Annotated in this window: 18 protein-coding genes; 12 read left to right on the top strand and 6 right to left on the bottom strand. The window is 64.0% G+C overall.

Going from position 1 to position 15,047, the window contains the following annotated elements:
* The first annotated feature begins 5 nt into the window (after positions 1-5).
* The 7 genes from NKJ04_RS06390 to NKJ04_RS06360 all read left to right on the top strand — a co-directional run bounded on the left by NKJ04_RS06390 (position 6) and on the right by NKJ04_RS06360 (position 5,737).
* Positions 6-782, top strand: coding sequence for an SDR family NAD(P)-dependent oxidoreductase (locus NKJ04_RS06390; RefSeq protein ID WP_352673994.1), 777 nt, complete (start codon positions 6-8; stop codon positions 780-782).
* A gap of 34 nt (positions 783-816) precedes the next feature.
* Positions 817-1,815, top strand: a complete 999-nt coding sequence (araD1, locus tag NKJ04_RS06385) for an AraD1 family protein (protein WP_352673992.1) — start codon at positions 817-819, stop codon at positions 1,813-1,815.
* Between the two features lie 52 nt (positions 1,816-1,867).
* Positions 1,868-2,893, top strand: a complete 1,026-nt coding sequence (locus tag NKJ04_RS06380) for an ABC transporter substrate-binding protein (RefSeq protein WP_352673990.1) — start codon at positions 1,868-1,870, stop codon at positions 2,891-2,893.
* 75 nt (positions 2,894-2,968) lie between these two features.
* Positions 2,969-4,072, top strand: coding sequence for an ABC transporter ATP-binding protein (locus NKJ04_RS06375; RefSeq protein WP_352673989.1), 1,104 nt, complete (start codon positions 2,969-2,971; stop codon positions 4,070-4,072).
* Positions 4,069-4,761: an ABC transporter permease gene (locus NKJ04_RS06370; protein ID WP_352673988.1), complete on the top strand. Its 693-nt coding sequence runs from the start codon at positions 4,069-4,071 to the stop codon at positions 4,759-4,761. Before NKJ04_RS06375 ends, NKJ04_RS06370 begins: the two co-directional genes overlap by 4 nt.
* An 8-nt stretch (positions 4,762-4,769) precedes the next feature.
* Positions 4,770-4,940, top strand: coding sequence for a hypothetical protein (locus NKJ04_RS06365; RefSeq protein ID WP_352673987.1), 171 nt, complete (start codon positions 4,770-4,772; stop codon positions 4,938-4,940).
* The gene (locus tag NKJ04_RS06360; protein WP_352673986.1) at positions 4,937-5,737 is read left to right on the top strand and encodes an ABC transporter permease; all 801 of its coding nucleotides are present in this window, start codon (positions 4,937-4,939) and stop codon (positions 5,735-5,737) included. The genes NKJ04_RS06365 and NKJ04_RS06360 overlap by 4 nt, the downstream gene beginning before the upstream one ends.
* Before the next feature lie 91 nt (positions 5,738-5,828).
* On the opposite strand, the gene NKJ04_RS06355 is transcribed toward NKJ04_RS06360, so the two are convergent.
* Genes NKJ04_RS06355 through NKJ04_RS06330 form a run of 6 tightly spaced genes read right to left on the bottom strand, consistent with a single transcriptional unit; the run spans position 5,829 to position 10,183 of the window.
* Positions 5,829-7,088: an ABC transporter substrate-binding protein gene (locus NKJ04_RS06355; RefSeq protein ID WP_352673984.1), complete on the bottom strand. Its 1,260-nt coding sequence runs from the start codon at positions 7,086-7,088 to the stop codon at positions 5,829-5,831.
* A 49-nt stretch (positions 7,089-7,137) separates the two neighbouring features.
* Positions 7,138-7,566: a hypothetical protein gene (locus NKJ04_RS06350; protein WP_352673982.1), complete on the bottom strand. Its 429-nt coding sequence runs from the start codon at positions 7,564-7,566 to the stop codon at positions 7,138-7,140.
* On the bottom strand, positions 7,563-8,618 hold the full coding sequence (locus NKJ04_RS06345) for an aldo/keto reductase (protein ID WP_352673981.1): 1,056 nt from the start codon (positions 8,616-8,618) through the stop codon (positions 7,563-7,565). Before NKJ04_RS06345 ends, NKJ04_RS06350 begins: the two co-directional genes overlap by 4 nt.
* Positions 8,615-8,968 carry a TIGR04076 family protein gene (locus NKJ04_RS06340; RefSeq protein WP_352673979.1) on the bottom strand — a complete coding sequence of 118 codons (354 nt, stop codon included), beginning with the start codon at positions 8,966-8,968 and terminating at the stop codon, positions 8,615-8,617. Before NKJ04_RS06340 ends, NKJ04_RS06345 begins: the two co-directional genes overlap by 4 nt.
* Position 8,969: 1 nt before the next feature.
* Positions 8,970-9,452: a DUF3830 family protein gene (locus NKJ04_RS06335; RefSeq protein WP_352673978.1), complete on the bottom strand. Its 483-nt coding sequence runs from the start codon at positions 9,450-9,452 to the stop codon at positions 8,970-8,972.
* Positions 9,449-10,183 carry a GntR family transcriptional regulator gene (locus tag NKJ04_RS06330; RefSeq protein ID WP_352673976.1) on the bottom strand — a complete coding sequence of 245 codons (735 nt, stop codon included), beginning with the start codon at positions 10,181-10,183 and terminating at the stop codon, positions 9,449-9,451. The genes NKJ04_RS06335 and NKJ04_RS06330 overlap by 4 nt, the downstream gene beginning before the upstream one ends.
* A 127-nt stretch (positions 10,184-10,310) precedes the next feature.
* Between NKJ04_RS06330 and NKJ04_RS06325 the strand changes: the two genes are divergently transcribed.
* Genes NKJ04_RS06325 through NKJ04_RS06305 form a run of 5 tightly spaced genes read left to right on the top strand, consistent with a single transcriptional unit; the run spans position 10,311 to position 15,043 of the window.
* Positions 10,311-11,111 carry an ABC transporter ATP-binding protein gene (locus NKJ04_RS06325; protein ID WP_352673974.1) on the top strand — a complete coding sequence of 267 codons (801 nt, stop codon included), beginning with the start codon at positions 10,311-10,313 and terminating at the stop codon, positions 11,109-11,111.
* Positions 11,108-11,857 (top strand): branched-chain amino acid ABC transporter ATP-binding protein, encoded by a 750-nt coding sequence (locus tag NKJ04_RS06320; RefSeq protein ID WP_352673973.1) that lies wholly within the window; start codon positions 11,108-11,110, stop codon positions 11,855-11,857. The genes NKJ04_RS06325 and NKJ04_RS06320 overlap by 4 nt, the downstream gene beginning before the upstream one ends.
* Positions 11,854-12,762, top strand: coding sequence for a branched-chain amino acid ABC transporter permease (locus tag NKJ04_RS06315; RefSeq protein WP_352673971.1), 909 nt, complete (start codon positions 11,854-11,856; stop codon positions 12,760-12,762). Before NKJ04_RS06320 ends, NKJ04_RS06315 begins: the two co-directional genes overlap by 4 nt.
* Positions 12,759-13,742, top strand: coding sequence for a branched-chain amino acid ABC transporter permease (locus tag NKJ04_RS06310; RefSeq protein ID WP_352674115.1), 984 nt, complete (start codon positions 12,759-12,761; stop codon positions 13,740-13,742). Before NKJ04_RS06315 ends, NKJ04_RS06310 begins: the two co-directional genes overlap by 4 nt.
* Positions 13,739-15,043 (top strand): NAD(P)/FAD-dependent oxidoreductase, encoded by a 1,305-nt coding sequence (locus NKJ04_RS06305; protein ID WP_352673969.1) that lies wholly within the window; start codon positions 13,739-13,741, stop codon positions 15,041-15,043. Before NKJ04_RS06310 ends, NKJ04_RS06305 begins: the two co-directional genes overlap by 4 nt.
* The last annotated feature ends 4 nt before the right edge of the window (positions 15,044-15,047 follow it).

Genomic DNA, 15,047 nt, shown 5'->3' with positions numbered 1-15,047 from the left:
GCGCGATGACGGATGAAATCGGCTATGCGATCTATCCAAGCCTCAAGGGCCGCAGCGTCTTCATTACTGGTGGCGGCAGCGGCATCGGCGAAAGCCTGGTGCGCCATTTCTGCGCGCAAGGCAGCCGTGTCGCCTTTGTCGATCTGGCGGAGGAGCCTTCACGGCGTCTGGTCGATGCGATTGCGGCCGAGGGACATGCCGCACCACTGTTCATTCCGTGCGATCTGCGCGACGTCGAACAACTGCAGGCGGCAACCATGCAGGCGATGCAGCACAACGGCCCTATCCAGGCGCTGTGCAACAATGCCGGCAATGACGACCGTCACCAGACCAAGGACGTGACGGTCGCCTATTGGGACGACCGCATGGCGGTCAATTTGCGCCACCAGTTCTTCGCGGCGCAGGCGGTGCGTCCACAGATGAGCGCGCTGGGCGGCGGCTCGATCATCAATTTCGGCTCCATCACCTGGATGGTCGGCGATCCGGATTGCCCAGCCTATGTCACCGCGAAAGCGGCTGTTTACGGCATGACGCGGGCGCTGGCTCGCGAACTCGGCCCCGAACGCATCCGCGTCAACTGCATGGTGCCGGGATGGGTGATGACAGAGCGCCAGATGCGGCTGTGGCTGAACTCGGCCGGCGAACGCCAGATCGCGGAAAGGCAGTGCCTGCCCGACCGGCTGCAACCCTCCGATATCGCGCGCATGGCGCTGTTTCTCGCCGCAGACGACAGCCGCATGTGCACGAGCCAGCAGTTCATCGTCGATGCGGGCTGGGTGTGACCCGTACGGCTCCAAGGGAAGAAGGTTAGTATTCATGCGTCTTGTTCAGTTCAGAATGGCCGACGGCAGCAGAGGGGTTGGCCGTGTCTCGGATGACGGCAATCATCTGCACCCGCTCGAAAAGACCGGCAGCGTGCTGGAGCTGGCCGAAGCGGCAATTGCCCAGGGCACGTCGATCGCAGCGCTGGTCGAGAAGCAGACGGGCACAGCGAAAATCGACTACGACCAACTGTTGCGCGATGGCCAGGTGCTCGCTCCGGTCGACCATCCGGAACCGGCGCGCTTCCTGGTCACCGGGACCGGCCTGACCCACACGGGAAGCGCCGCCGCGCGCAACCAGATGCATGTTCTGACCCATGGCGAAGGCACCGAGGAATCGGATTCGCTGAAGATTTTCCGTATGGGCCTGGAAGGCGGCAAGCCTGCCGCCGGGCAGATCGGCATCCAGCCCGAATGGTTCTTCAAGGGCGTCGGCACCTGTGTCGTGCCGCCCGGCGCGCCGCTGCCGATGCCGGCCTTCGCGCGCGCCGGCGCCGAAGAGGCCGAGATCGTCGGCCTCTATCTCAACGGGCCGGACGGCCGCCCCTATCGGATCGGCTATGCGCTCGGCAACGAATATTCCGACCATGTGACGGAGGGCGAGAACTACCTCTACCTCGCCCACTCCAAGCTTCGCTCCTGCTCCATCGGACCCGAGCTGCTGATCGGTGACCTGCCCGAAGAAGTGCGCGGCGATTCGCGCATCCTGCGCGACGGCACCGTCATCTGGGAGCAGGAGTTCCTGTCGGGCGAAGCGCACATGTCGCACTCGATCGCCAATCTCGAACACTTCCATTTCCGCTACCCGATGCACCGCAGGGCGGGCGACCTGCATGCCTATTTCTTCGGCGCGGCGGTGATGAGCTACGCCTCCGGCGTCAAGACGGCTTCCGGCGACGAGTATGAAATCCAGGCACAGACATTCGGCAAGCCACTGCGCAACCGGATGGTGTCGGTGCCGGACGAGGGACTTGTCGCTGTTACCCAGCTGTGACGGAGCAGGCCCGAAAATTACGGTCCACCAGAACGACAATGGGAGATTAAAAATGGGACTGAAGAAAGCGTTTCTAAGACTAGCGACAATCGGGCTCGGCATCGGCCTGATGACATCGGCGGCGCTCGCCGCGAACCTGCGGGTACTGGCCTGGGACGGCTACGCCGATGCCGACTGGATCAAGGACTTCACCGCCGCGACCGGCATCGGCGTCGATGTCGTCTTCATCGGCAGCGACGACGAGATCTGGGCCAAGATCAAGGGAAGCGAAGGCCAGGACTTCGACGTCTTCGCCGTCAACACCGCCCAGTTGCAGCGCTACATCAAGGCCGACCTGGTGTCGCCGATCGACGTCACGAAGCTCGCCAACCAGAAAGAAGTGCTGCCGCGCTTCCGCGACCTGACGGCGGTCAGCGGCGTGACCAAGGACGGCAAGGTCTACGGCATTCCGTTCTGCTTCGACTCCATCGGCCTGATCTACGACACGGACAAGGTCAAGCCGGCGCCGACCTCGATGTCGGTTCTGTGGGACCCGGCCTACAAGGGCAAGGTTCTGGCCTATGACAATGGCGAGCACAATTTCTCGTTCACCGCACTGACGCTCGGCTACAAGGATCCGTTCAACCTCAACGAAGAGCAGATGGCGGCGGTCAAGGCCAAGCTGGTCGAACTCAAGCGCAACGTGCTGAGCTTCTACACCACCGCCGACGAGGCGCAGCAGATCTACCAGAACAATGACGTGGCCCTGATCTGGGCCAATTACGGCCAGCAGCAGGTCAAGGCGCTGCAGAAGATCGGCGCCCATGTCGCCTACGTCAACCCAAGCGAGGGCGCGCTCGCCTGGCTCGACAACTGGGTCATTTCCAAGGGTGTCCGTGACAATGCGGCAGCCGAGAAATGGATCGACTTCATGCTGAGCAAGAAGGTCGGCGGCGAGCTTTCCGAGCGCACCGGCTTCGGCAACACAGTGACGGAAACCGGCAGCGCCGGTGGCAATGACACGCTGGTCTGGCTCAACAATGTCGAGGACCCGCTCAAGCGGTCGGACATGTGGAACGAGGTCAAGGCGACGCCCTGATCTTTCCGCACCATGCCTTCGAAGGACCAGGCGGTCCGGAATTCCGGACCGCCGAAGCGTATGCGAGAGTATTTCATGAACCAGAACACCGACCTCTTGACGCTGCGGTCCGTCTCGAAATCCTACGGCACGGTTCCCGTGCTGCACGACATCGACCTGTCGATCCGGGACGGTGAGTTCCTCACCGTTCTTGGACCATCCGGCTCCGGCAAGACCACGGTGCTGCGGCTGATCGGCGGGCTGGAGCCGCTGACGTCGGGCGAGATCCACCTTGATGGGCAAGACATCAGCCGCATGCCGATCAACCGGCGGCCGTTCAATACCGTGTTCCAGGACTATGCGCTGTTCCCGCACCTGACCGTTTCCGGCAATGTCGGCTACGGGCTTTCGGTTCGCCATATCCAGCGCAAGGAAATCGCGCGCCGTGTCGCGGAGGCGCTGGAGTTAGTCCAGCTTGGGCGTTTCGCCGACCGCTTTCCCGCGCAGCTCTCCGGCGGCCAACGCCAGCGCGTCGCGCTTGCCCGTGCGCTGATCTGCCAGCCACGCCTGATCCTGCTCGACGAGCCGCTGGCGGCGCTCGACCTCGAACTGCGCCGGCAGATGCAGGTGTTCCTGAAGTCCATCCAGCGCGAAATCAAGACCACCTTCCTGTTCGTCACCCATGACCAGGAAGAAGCCATCGGCATGGCCGATCGGATCTGCGTCATGGAGGCCGGCCATATCCGCCAGCACGGCACGCCGCACGACCTTTACTACAGGCCGAATTGCGAGTTCGTCGCGCGCTTCTTCGTCGAGAACAATCTGATGTCCGGAAAACTTGGGCCGGTGCAGGGCGAGCTGCGATCGATCGAGACGGCGCTCGGCCGCCTGGTCTGCTCGATCAGTGACCAGCCGCATTTGAAGGCCGCAGCAGATGGCGCCAGCGCCTACGCTGCGTTCCGTCCCGAGGCCTTGCATCTTGCAGACGCAAAGGACACCGACAACCGTTTTTCCGGCACGATCTCCGACATGGCCTTTGCCGGCTCATCGAGCGTCGCCACCATCGCGGCAGGCCCAGACAATGCTGCGCAACGCGTGCGGCTGCGCGTGCCGAGCCGCATCGACGGCAGCGCGCTCAAATCCGGCGAGGCCGTATCGCTTTCGTTTGCGCCGCATGAAGGCCATCTGGTGCTGGCATGAGCGAAGCCGGCTCGACACTCACTGCGGAAAGACGACTGTCGCTGCTGGTCACGGTGCTGGCGTTTGCCTTGCCGGTTGTCTTCGTCCTGGTGCCGCTGGCGATCTTCCTCGGCTACAGCTTCTTCAGTGTCGACCAGGGCACCATCGTCTACGGGTTGTCCCTGGGCAACTATATCAGGTTCTTCACCGATCCGGTCTTTCTGCCGGTGTTCTGGAACACCATCGTGCTGTGCGTGTCGGTGGCCATCATCTGCATCCTACTTGCCTATCCCGCCGCCTACTTCCTGACGACGCTGAAAGGCCGTTGGCGCTATGCCTTGCTGATGCTGCTGCTGGTGCCGCTGCTGATGAGCTACGTCATCAAGATCTATGCGATCCGCAGCATCCTCGGCCTCAACGGCTTCCTCAACAAGGCGCTGGTGGCGCTCGGCATCCTGCAGGAACCGTCGACGCTTTTCGTGTTCAACATGAACGCCATCCTGCTGACGCTGACGCTACTTTTGATTCCCTTCGCCATCCTGCCGATCTTCCTGTCGCTGGAGCGGATTCCGCAGGTGCTGCTGCGTGCCTCGGACGATCTGGGGGCCAGCAGCTTGCAGACCTTCCTGCGCATCACCTTGCCGCTCAGCCTGCCCGGCGTCGCTTCGGCGGCGAGCTTCGTCTTCGTGCTGGCGATCGGCGATTCCTGACGCCGCAAATGGTCGGCGGCATCAGCGGCTTCACCTTCGGCCGCATCCTCTACAGCCAGTTCGGCACGGCCTATAACTGGCCGTTCGGCGCGGCGCTGTCGGTGGCGCTGGCCGTCGTGGTGATCGCCGCAATCCTCGTCGGCGAACGCTTTGGCCGCAACCGGGGGACTTCGGTATGAGCGCCCTGCCCCGACTGTCCACGATCTTTCTGGCCGCGATCACGACACTGGTTGCGGTGCTGCTCTACAGCCCGCTGTTCGTGCCGATCGTGTCGTCGTTCTTCACCATTTCGCATGGCTCCGTCGACTGGTCGGCGCCGACCCTGTCGACCTATGTGGCGCTGGCTGAAAACCACGACATACTGGTCGCCTTGCGCACCACGCTGATCGTCGGCGTCTGCACCGTCATCCTGTCGGTGGTCAGCGGAACGCTGCTGGCGCTCTATTATCACGGGCGCCGCTCCGGACCCTCGGTGCTGCAGTTCATCATCTTCCTGCCGTTCCTGATGCCACCGATCATCAGCGGCCTGGCGCTGCTGATCTTCTTCCGCGAAATCGGCCTCGAACGCTCGCTGCTGACGGTCGTCATCGGGCATACGGTTTTCGTGCTGGCGATCGTCTACCGCACGGTGCTGATGCGGCTGCAGTCGATGAGCCGCACGCTGGTCGAAGCGTCCTACGATCTCGGTGCCACGGGCTGGCAGACGTTCTGGCGCATTATCCTGCCGAACCTGTCGAGCGCCATGGTCGGCGGCGCCATCCTGGCCTTCGCGCTGTCGTTCGACGAGACCATGATCACGATCCTGGTCACAGGTACCCAGAGCACGCTGCCGGTCAGGCTGTGGGCAATGATGCGGCTTGGCTTCTCACCTGACATCAATGCGCTGGTAGCGCTGATCCTGATGTTCACAGTGCTGCTCTGCGTGCTCGCCGCCCGCTTTCTCATCCCCAGGCAGGTCGCGACGGAACGGACTTGAGTGCCGGGCAAGAGCGCAGCAATGAAGCAGCCATAGTCTTGGTCCGGCATCGATGCTGATACAATCGATGCCGGACAAAACGGAATGATGCTTACTGAAGCTTGGCTTGCAAGGCGTTGACATCGTCGGTGGTCATTTCACCGTCCGTCGCCACCTTGCCGTCGACGATCTTCCACAGCCGGAACGGGCCTGTGATGTCGCCATATTTATCGAAGGCGACCGGGCCGATCACGCCTTCGTAGCGGATCGGCTTGCCGTCCTTGATCAAGCCGAGCGCCTTGGCGAACTCTTCCTTGCCGGCAAAGATCGGCGCGCCGGCCGGATCGACCGCCTTGTACATCGCGTCCTTGATCTTGGCCGGATCCTCCGAACCGGCAATGGCGATGGCGAGACCAACAATCGCGCCGGCGTCATAGGAACGGTCGGCTGCCGGATTGGTCGGTTCGATGCCGGAGAATTCCTTGTAGTTCTTGGTGAAGTACTCTGTCGAAGCGGTCGGGCTGGTGCCGGACGAGGTGCCGTAGGCTTCCTTCAGATAGTCGGCGCCGACGGACTCGATGAAATCAGGGCTGTTCATGCCGTCATTGAGGAGGAATTTCTGCACGCCGCCCTGCGAGATCCAGGTACGGGCGACCGTTGCACCGTCGACCGGCGTGCTGACGAGATAGAGCCCGTCCGGTTCGCCGGCCATCGCCGCCGTGACTTCGGAGGCATAGCTCGACTGCTTCTCGTTATAGGGCGTGTCGGAGACGATGGTGCCGCCGAGCGCTTTATAGGCACGCGAGAATTCGGCCACCATGTTGACGCCGAAATCGTTGTTGACGTGGATGATCGACAGTTTCTTGAAACCCTTGTCGACGGCGTATTTGGCGGCGGCGACGCCCTGCAGCGCATCCGAGGTGATGGTGCGGAAGAAGATGCCGTTGGTCTTGCCGTCGCGGCCGAGCGCGGTCAGCGTCGGCGAGGACGAAGCCGGCGAGACCTGGACGATCTTGGCTGGCGCGGTGACGGAGGTCAGGATCGGGATCGACACAGACGAGATGATGCCGCCGATGATGACCGGCACCTTCTTGACCTGAACCAGCTGGGTGGCTGCGTCGACCGCTATGTTGCCCTGGCTCTGGCTGTCGCGCGTATCGGTGACGAGATCGCAGCCGCGCACACCGCCGGCTCCGTTGATGTCGCGGAAGGCCATCTCGACCGACTTGGCCCCGGCCTGACCGTATTCGCCGGCCGGGCCGGTCAGTTCCATGACGAGGCCGACGGTGATCTTGCAATTGGCTGCCTGCGCGGCATCCGCCATCGTGACGAGAGCGAGCGCGGTGGTGAGTTGGAGTATCGTCTTTGTCATTGTTGTTCCCCTTTTCGTTACTCGACTGTATTTGAATTCTGGAACCTGTTCAGCGTTCCGGCACCTGCAGCCAGGTTTCATGCAGATGTCGCCATTCGACGCCGTTGGGCGCCGATGAACTGGTGGTGAAGACGGCGCTCGACTGGCGTCGGCTGTGCTTGTCTGCGCGCAGCTGCGCTTCGACATAAAGGACGACGATGGTATCGGCGTCCTGCCAGCCGGGCCGGATATCCTCGATCGAAATGGCAAAACCGTCGTCGCAAGAGGCGCGGCTTGAGCGGACATGGTCGACGACCGCTTCGCGGTCGAGGATCTGCCCGTCCGGCGCCACTATGCTGAGGTCTTTTCCCATCGCGCGTTCGAAGCGGCCGAAATCAGCCGTGTTGGCGCGCGCGGCGACGAACCAGTCGACAAAGAAGCGGTGCAGGTCGATGATTTCGGCACTGGCGCGTGAAAACAGGGAGGGTTCGCCGCTCATTTCTTCCCCGCATTGAGGTTGTAATGCATGATCGAACCGTGGCGGCCGCGGCGGTCGCGTTCCAGCGTATAGACATCACCTTCGAGACCCGCGCCTTGCGCGATGACGGCCGCAATCCGCGCCCGGTCCTCGGCGTCAAGCGCCACGTCCATGATTTTCGCATTGGCAATGGCGTGCGCCTGGTTGCGGGCACCGACGATGACAGCCGCCACTTGCGGCTGTTCCAGCACCCAGGCGCTGGCGATGGTGGCAATGTCGACGCCGTGGCGGTCGCCAACGGCTTTCAGCGCCTGAAGCAGGTGCTGGAACAGATCCCAGCCGCCGAAATCATCGATGATCAGCTTGTATTTGACCAGCGAGCGGTTTTCGAGCGGCGTGGCGGGTTCGGCCGCACCGAGCCATTTGTCGCTGAGGAAGCCGCCGGCAACCGAGCCGTAACAGAGGAAGCTGACGCCGTTCTGTTTTGCGAGTGCCGCCAAGCTGTTGCCCGGCCGCTGGTCGAGCACGGAATATTGCAGCTGTTGACTGACAAGCGGGATGCCGGCGGCGAGGATTTCGGTGAGCCGCGGCGTATCGAAATTGGTGGTGCCGAGATTGCGCACCTTGCCTTCCAGCCTAAGCTCGTTGAGCCAGCCCATCGCATCGACATAGCGCGGCTGGTCATAATCCCACCAATGGAACTGCACGAGATCGAGCCGCTCGGTCTTCAGCCGCCGCAGCGACTGGTCGACGATGCCCCTGATGTAGTCGCGGCTGATGCTGGCCAGCCGTTCGAGGTCGGGCACCAGCTTGGTGTGCACCTTCATCCGGGCGGCGACGTCGAGGCCGCGCTCGCTGGCCAGCCGCAGGCGCGCGGCACCGATGAGTTCCTCGACGCCGGTGTAGATGTCGGCGCAATCATAGGTCCAGATGCCGGCATCGAAAGTGGCGATCAGATCGGCCACCGCTTGGCTGCGGTCGATGGCGCCGTGGCCACCAGCCAGCTGCCAGCCGCCGCGAATGACGCGCGAGATGGTGTAGCCGGGGCCGAGTTCGAAGGTCTTGGCACTCATCTCTGGTCATCCTCCTTCGGCAGCGGCACGGCCGTCGTCTCGGCGTGGCTGAACCGTCGCTTGGCCACCCTGACAATCCGCAGCCGGCTGGCGCAATTGGGATCGGGACAAGCGATCTCGGCGTCCGAGGTCATCCAGTCGTTCCTGTCGGTAGGGCGCTGCTTGGCCGCCAGCAGCGGCAAGACGGCGGCGAGCGAATAGATCGAAAACCCCTGCCCTGCCGGCATCGAAAGCATCTCGCCCTTGAGCTCGAAATAGTCGCCGGCCCTGGCGCCGCAATAGATCGGTTTTCCCTCGGGGATGACCGCCTCGACGCGAAGATCGAAGAGTTCGAAACTGTCGTCGGTCATTTCAGGCCTCCACCAGGCTGAAGGTGACATCGCAGGCGCCGTTGCGCCGGATGACGCCGCAAGCGGCGGCGAACTGATCGCGCTCCCCGGCACGCACCTGCGCCACCACGCTGCCGGCCAGCCAGCCGATCGGGAACAACAGCCGCGCCCCCTGCCCGTAGTAGAGGCCGATGTCGAAGATCGCATTGGGATTGCCGCCCCACATGCGTGGCGGCACATAGGACAGGACGATGTCGCCCGGCTGCGGCGTCAGCGTCGCGTTCTCGGCCGGCAACGGTTTTGCATAGGCCTGGCCCTCGAGGGCGGCGGCCGGAACTGGACAGGAAATCTCAGGCCCTGTCCACATCGCATGGATACCCGGAACGACGCGTGGCGTGCCGAGATAGGCCAAGAGGAAGGCAGCGTTTTCCGGCGCCTTCTCGGACAGCAACAATGCGGTGACGGAAAGCTTCGAACGTGGCTCGGTGATCCTGATGGCGGTCATGTCTGGTCTTTCGCGGCGGCAGCTTGCAGCTTGCTACGCAGGAAGGTGAAGGGGCGGCTGATGTCGGCGACCAGCGACTCGCGCGCCGACTGCGCATCCTGCGTGGCCAGCGCAGTGACGATGCGGCGGTGATACTGTGCGGTGTCGACCTCGCCGGCTTCCGAGAAGGCGTAGATGGCGACGCGAATGCAGGGGCCCGATTGCAGCCACAGGCTCTCGATCATCGGGATCAGCACGGCCGAGCCGCAGGAGCGGTAGATCTCGAAATGAAAGCTCTGGTTGAGCGTCACTTCGCGATCGACGTCCTTCTTGTGTTTCAGCGCCCGCATCTCGTCCCATTCGCCGAGAATGGTTTCGATGGTGGCGATCTGGCGCGGGCCCATGCGGGCGGCCGCCAGCGCGATCGCCTCGCCTTCGATCAGGATGCGGGCACGCAGGAGATCGTCGAGGCGTTCCAGCGTGATCGGCGGCACGCGCACCGAACGGTTGGGCAACGCCTCCAGCGCCTTTTCCGTGATCAGCCGGCCGAGCGCCTCGCGCACCGGCATGGTCGAGGTGACCAAGGCGTCAGCCAAGCCCCGGATGGTCAGTACCTGGCTTGGCTCGAACAGGCCGCCGATCAAGGCGCGGCGCAGTTCGGAGTAGACGCGGTCCTGCACCGTTTCGCGGCCGACCGGCGCAAGCTGGGCAGCGATCACCTCGTTGTTCTTTTCGATGGCAGCCTTTTGCATGGAATTCCGCTCTTGGCCGGTTTTCGGCTTGCGGATAAAATTAAAGCCGAATAGCGTGATCAAAGCAAGTGTGATCACAAATCAATAATCAGGAGACGGCAATGATCGTCTTCGGCCAGAGGGTTTGATGAGCGAGGCAGCGGAAAGGCACGGGGCGGAAACCCGCGCGCCGGTTCTGACGGCAAGGAACGTCGTCAGGCGGTTCGGCGGCCTTGTCGCCGTCAACGACGTCTCGTTTGACGTCAAAGCGGGAGAAATCCTCGGCCTGATTGGCCCCAACGGCGCCGGCAAGACGACGATGTTCGACCTGCTCGCCGGCAGCATCCTGCCGACCAGCGGCGAAATCCTTGTCAACGGCACGCCTGTCTCGGGCGAAGCGGCACATCTGCGCATCGGCCGTGGCCTTGGCCGCACGTTTCAGATACCGCGCCCACTGCCCAATTTGACGCTGATCGAAAACATCATGCTGGCGGCACAGGGCCAGGCCGGTGAAAAGCTGCTTGCCAATTTCGTGACGCCATGGCGCGTCGCCGCGCAGGAGAGAGCGGCCAGGGCAAAGGCGCTCGAACTGCTGGAACTGGTCACCCTCACCCATCTCGCGCATGAGCCGGCGCGTGTGCTTTCGGGCGGTCAGCGCAAGCTGCTCGAACTCGCCCGCGTTATGATGGCCCACCCGGCGATCATCCTGCTCGACGAACCGGCGGCGGGGGTCAACGCGACGCTGCTCGAAGTCATCATCGACCGCATCCGCGACATCAACGCGCGCGGCATCACCTTCCTGCTGATCGAGCACAACATCGACATGGTGACGCGGCTTTGCCATCGCGTCCTGGTCATGGCGAGCGGCCAGTTGCTCAGCGAAGGCACGGCGGAAGAAGTCGCCCGCGACCCGCGCGTCATCGAGGCCTATCTCGGAGGCGTGGTATGAGCGAAACCGTCCTCAATGTCCGTGACCTCGAAGCCGGTTACGAGCCCGGCGTGCCGATCGTGCGCGGCGCCTCGATCACCGTCAAAAAGAGTGAGATCGTCGTCGTCCTTGGCCCCAACGGCGCCGGCAAGTCAAGCTTCATCAAGGCCATCGCCGGCCTCGTCCCGATCACCGGTGGCACGGTGTTTCTGGACGGCAAGGACATCACCGCTGCACCGGCGCACACGATGGTGCGGCTCGGCCTGGCCTTCGTGCCGCAGACCGAAAACATCTTCCCGCTGATGTCGGTCGAGGACAATCTGAAAGTCGCCTGCGGCATCCTCGAGCGGCGCGAGATTCCTGCACGCATCGAGGAGATGTATGCCGCCTTCCCCGACCTCGTCCGCCAGCGCCGCACCGCCGCAGGCAATTTGTCAGGCGGGCAGCGGCAGATGCTGGCCGTCGCGCGAGCGCTGATCGTCCACCCAAAGGTGCTGGTGCTGGACGAGCCGTCGGCCGGCCTGTCGCCGAAATTCGTCTCGATGGTGTTCGAGATGCTGGCAAACATCCGCAAGTCCGGCGTCACCATCCTGTTGGTCGAGCAGAACGCGAAGGCGGCGCTCGCCATCGGCGACCGCGCCTATGTGCTGGTCGAAGGCAAGGACCGGCACGAGGGCATCGCCTCCGAACTGTGGAACGATCCGGTGGTCGCTGAACTCTATCTCGGCCAGCGTCCGCTCAAGTCCGAAGGAGGAAGCGCGGCATGAGCCTGCAATTTGTCGTCGACGGGCTGCTGACGGGTTCGATGATCGGCCTCGGCGCCATCGGCGTGACGCTCACCTATTCGATCCTGCGCTTCTCGAACTTTGCCCACGGTGACTTCATGGCCTGGGGCACCTATGCGACGCTGGCCGTCGTCAGCGCCATCGGCGCGACATTCGGCAAGGTGGCGCCGATCGCGCCGCTGTCCTTCGGCTGGCCGCTGATTGTCGCCCTGGTCGTCGGCATGGCGTTCACTGCCCTCTTGGCGCTGCTGCTCGACAGAGTGCTGTTTTCGCGGCTGCGCTCGCAAGGCCAGGCGATCATCGTCGTGATGGCGAGCTTCGGCGCTTCGATGGCGCTGAGAAGCCTGCTCGAATTCACCTTCACCTCGCGGCCGACCTATTTCAGCCGGGCGATCCAGATCGCCATGCCGGTCGGCTTCGGCATCCGCATCACACCCGACCAGATCGCGCTGCTGCTGCTGACTGCGGTACTGGTGCTCGGCGTGCATCTGTTGATGACGCGCACGCAGACCGGCCGCTCGATGCAGGCCCTGAGCCAAAACGCGGCGCTGGCCCGCATCGTCGGCATCGACGTCGCCAGCGTGGTGCGCGTCACCTGGGTCATCGGCGGCGCGCTCGCCTGCGTCGCCGGCGTGATGATCGGCATTCTGGTGCAAATCCGCCCGTTCATGGGCTTCGACATGCTGCTGCCGATGTTCGCCGCCGCCATTCTCGGCGGCATCGGCAGCATCCCCGGCGCCGTGCTCGGCGGCCTGATCATCGGGCTCGCCGAGGCGGGCGCGGTGCAGCTAGTCGGCGCCGAGTGGCGCGCCGCCGTCTCCTTCATCATCCTGATGGCGGTGCTGTTCGTGCGGCCGATCGGCCTGTTTGGTGTGAGGGAACGCTGATGGACCTGCTCGGCTACGGCGCCTTCTTCCTGACCACCGCGCTGATCTTTTCGCTGGTCACGCTGGGGCTCAATTTGCAATGGGGCCTGACCGGCCTGTTCAATGTCGGCCTCGCCGGCTTCGTCGCCATCGGCGCCTATACATCGGCGCTGCTGACGACACCGGACGATGCCGCCCGGCTTGGCGGCTTCGGCCTGCCGATCCTTGTCGGCTGGGCGGGCGCGATGGTCGTCGGCGGCATCGCCGCAGCACTTACCGGCATGGCGACGCTGCGGCTCAGATCCGACTATCTGGCGATCACCACGTTCGGCGTCGCCGTCGTCGTGCAACTGGTCGCGCTCAATGCGCAAAAGCTGACGGGCGGCCCGTTCGGCATCGGTTTCATCCCGCGCCCCTTCGGCAGCCTTGCCGAAACGCCGCTACTGTTCAACCTGTCCAACCTTGCCGTGGTCTCGGTCGTCACGCTGATCGCCTATCTCGCTTTGGAGCATCTGTCGCGCAGCCCCTGGGGGCGTGTGTTGAAGGCGCTGCGCGAGGATGAGCGGGCGGCGATCTCGCTTGGCAAAAGCGCGCGTTTCTATCGCGTCCAGGCCTTCGCCGTCGGCGGCGCCATCATGGCACTGGCCGGCGCGCTGCAGGCGCATTTCACCGGCTTCATCGCGCCGGACAATTATTTGCCGATCCTGACTTTCCAGGTCTGGGTGATGCTGATCGTCGGCGGCTCGGGCAGCAATCTTGGCGCCGTCATCGGCAGCATCCTGGTGTGGGCGATATGGGCCGGATCGGGCACGCTGACCAGCATCCTGTTCCCGCCGGAACAGCAGGCTCGCGCCGCCGCGCTGCAGATCGCCGCCATCGGCGTCATGCTCTGCGTTATCCTGCTGATCCGGCCGAACGGCCTGTTCGGCGACAGGCCGCGGCGGCCCCGCTTCAGCAAGCGGGCGAAGATCGCTGCGGGCGAGAGCAGTTCCGGCTCATGAATGCCGTGATCCGGCAGGAGGCACAAGGCGCTTCGCTCTGGCATGCCGTCAGCCGTAGCCGCCGCGAGCGGCCGGCGCTGCAAGGGGGGCTCGATGTCGACCTGGCCATCGTCGGCGGCGGCTTTTCCGGCCTTTCAACCGCGCTGCACGTAGCGGGGAAAGGACTTTCCGTCGCCGTTCTCGAAGCCGAATTCATCGCCTGGGGCGCGACCGGCAGGAATGCGGGCTTCGTCGTGCCGAACTTCGCCAAGATGGATCCGATCGACATACTGGCCCATCTGGGGGCTGCCCGTGGCGAAAGGCTGATCGATTTCGCCGCCGGCAGCGCCGACCTGGTTTTCCGCCTGATCCGGCAGCACGGCATCGACTGCGACGCCGTGCAGAACGGATGGATCCAGCCGGCGCATTCGCCTGCCGCCTTCGAGAAGGTCAAATCACGTGCCGGGCAGTGGGCACAGCGTGGCCGGCCGGCAGTCACATTGGATCGGCCGGAAATCGAAGCCCTGACGGGCGTACCAGGCTATGTCGGTGGCTGGATGGATCGTTCTGGCGGCGTGCTCAATCCGGTCGCCTATGCGCGCGGGCTCGCCGATGCGGCGGAGAAGGCCGGCGCGAAGATATTCGAGCAGACGCGCGTCACCTCGGTTGATCGGACAGCCGATGGTTGGATACTGAAAACGCCGGCGGGCTCGGTACGCGCCGGCAAGGTGCTGATCGCCACCAACGCCTATGGCTGGTCCCTCAATCCGTCATTGCAGCGAACCTATTTCCCGCTGAAAGTCTTCCAGATCGCGACAGCGCCATTGCCTCGTGACGTCCGCAGCCGGTTACTCCCCGGCGGGCAAGGTGTCGGCGACACCAGGCGCAATCTGTTCACCTTCCGCTTCGACGCCGAAAACCGGCTGATCAGCGGCGGCATGCACATCCTTGGCGCAGGCGCTGATACGCGCGTACCGCAGACGATCTGGCGAAGGCTTGGCCGGCATCTCGGTCTGCCCGACTTGCCACCGCTTGCCTACAACTGGTCGGGAATGGCAGCGGTCGAACCGGATTTCCTGCCGCACCTGATCGAGCTTGGACCCAACCTGATCGCCGGCCGCGCCTGCAACGGCCGCGGCATCGCCATGACCACGTCGATGGGCAAGGTGTTGGCGGACTGGGCCGCTGGAACCGACGCCCGCGACCTGCCGCTGCCCTTCGCGGCGCCGGCGCCGATCCCGTTCCACGCCGTGTTGCGGCACGCGCCCAACCTCCTGCTCGGCTGGAGCATGGTGCGCGACCGGCTGGACGGGACGAGCTAGGCCG

Origin of the sequence: Mesorhizobium sp. M0618 (genome assembly GCF_040320765.1) — a bacterium.
GTDB lineage: Bacteria > Pseudomonadota > Alphaproteobacteria > Rhizobiales > Rhizobiaceae > Mesorhizobium.
The sequence above is the reverse complement of the archived record's forward strand: the minus strand, read 5'-3'. Positions and strand labels throughout refer to the sequence as shown.

Coding starts and splice junctions, on each gene's coding strand:
- NKJ04_RS06390 (WP_352673994.1), top strand. CDS start 6: ATGACGGATGAAATCGGCTATGCGATCTATCCAAGCCTCAAGGGCCGC.
- araD1 (WP_352673992.1), top strand. CDS start 817: ATGCGTCTTGTTCAGTTCAGAATGGCCGACGGCAGCAGAGGGGTTGGC.
- NKJ04_RS06380 (WP_352673990.1), top strand. CDS start 1,868: ATGGGACTGAAGAAAGCGTTTCTAAGACTAGCGACAATCGGGCTCGGC.
- NKJ04_RS06375 (WP_352673989.1), top strand. CDS start 2,969: ATGAACCAGAACACCGACCTCTTGACGCTGCGGTCCGTCTCGAAATCC.
- NKJ04_RS06370 (WP_352673988.1), top strand. CDS start 4,069: ATGAGCGAAGCCGGCTCGACACTCACTGCGGAAAGACGACTGTCGCTG.
- NKJ04_RS06365 (WP_352673987.1), top strand. CDS start 4,770: ATGGTCGGCGGCATCAGCGGCTTCACCTTCGGCCGCATCCTCTACAGC.
- NKJ04_RS06360 (WP_352673986.1), top strand. CDS start 4,937: ATGAGCGCCCTGCCCCGACTGTCCACGATCTTTCTGGCCGCGATCACG.
- NKJ04_RS06355 (WP_352673984.1), bottom strand. CDS start 7,088: ATGACAAAGACGATACTCCAACTCACCACCGCGCTCGCTCTCGTCACG.
- NKJ04_RS06350 (WP_352673982.1), bottom strand. CDS start 7,566: ATGAGCGGCGAACCCTCCCTGTTTTCACGCGCCAGTGCCGAAATCATC.
- NKJ04_RS06345 (WP_352673981.1), bottom strand. CDS start 8,618: ATGAGTGCCAAGACCTTCGAACTCGGCCCCGGCTACACCATCTCGCGC.
- NKJ04_RS06340 (WP_352673979.1), bottom strand. CDS start 8,968: ATGACCGACGACAGTTTCGAACTCTTCGATCTTCGCGTCGAGGCGGTC.
- NKJ04_RS06335 (WP_352673978.1), bottom strand. CDS start 9,452: ATGACCGCCATCAGGATCACCGAGCCACGTTCGAAGCTTTCCGTCACC.
- NKJ04_RS06330 (WP_352673976.1), bottom strand. CDS start 10,183: ATGCAAAAGGCTGCCATCGAAAAGAACAACGAGGTGATCGCTGCCCAG.
- NKJ04_RS06325 (WP_352673974.1), top strand. CDS start 10,311: ATGAGCGAGGCAGCGGAAAGGCACGGGGCGGAAACCCGCGCGCCGGTT.
- NKJ04_RS06320 (WP_352673973.1), top strand. CDS start 11,108: ATGAGCGAAACCGTCCTCAATGTCCGTGACCTCGAAGCCGGTTACGAG.
- NKJ04_RS06315 (WP_352673971.1), top strand. CDS start 11,854: ATGAGCCTGCAATTTGTCGTCGACGGGCTGCTGACGGGTTCGATGATC.
- NKJ04_RS06305 (WP_352673969.1), top strand. CDS start 13,739: ATGAATGCCGTGATCCGGCAGGAGGCACAAGGCGCTTCGCTCTGGCAT.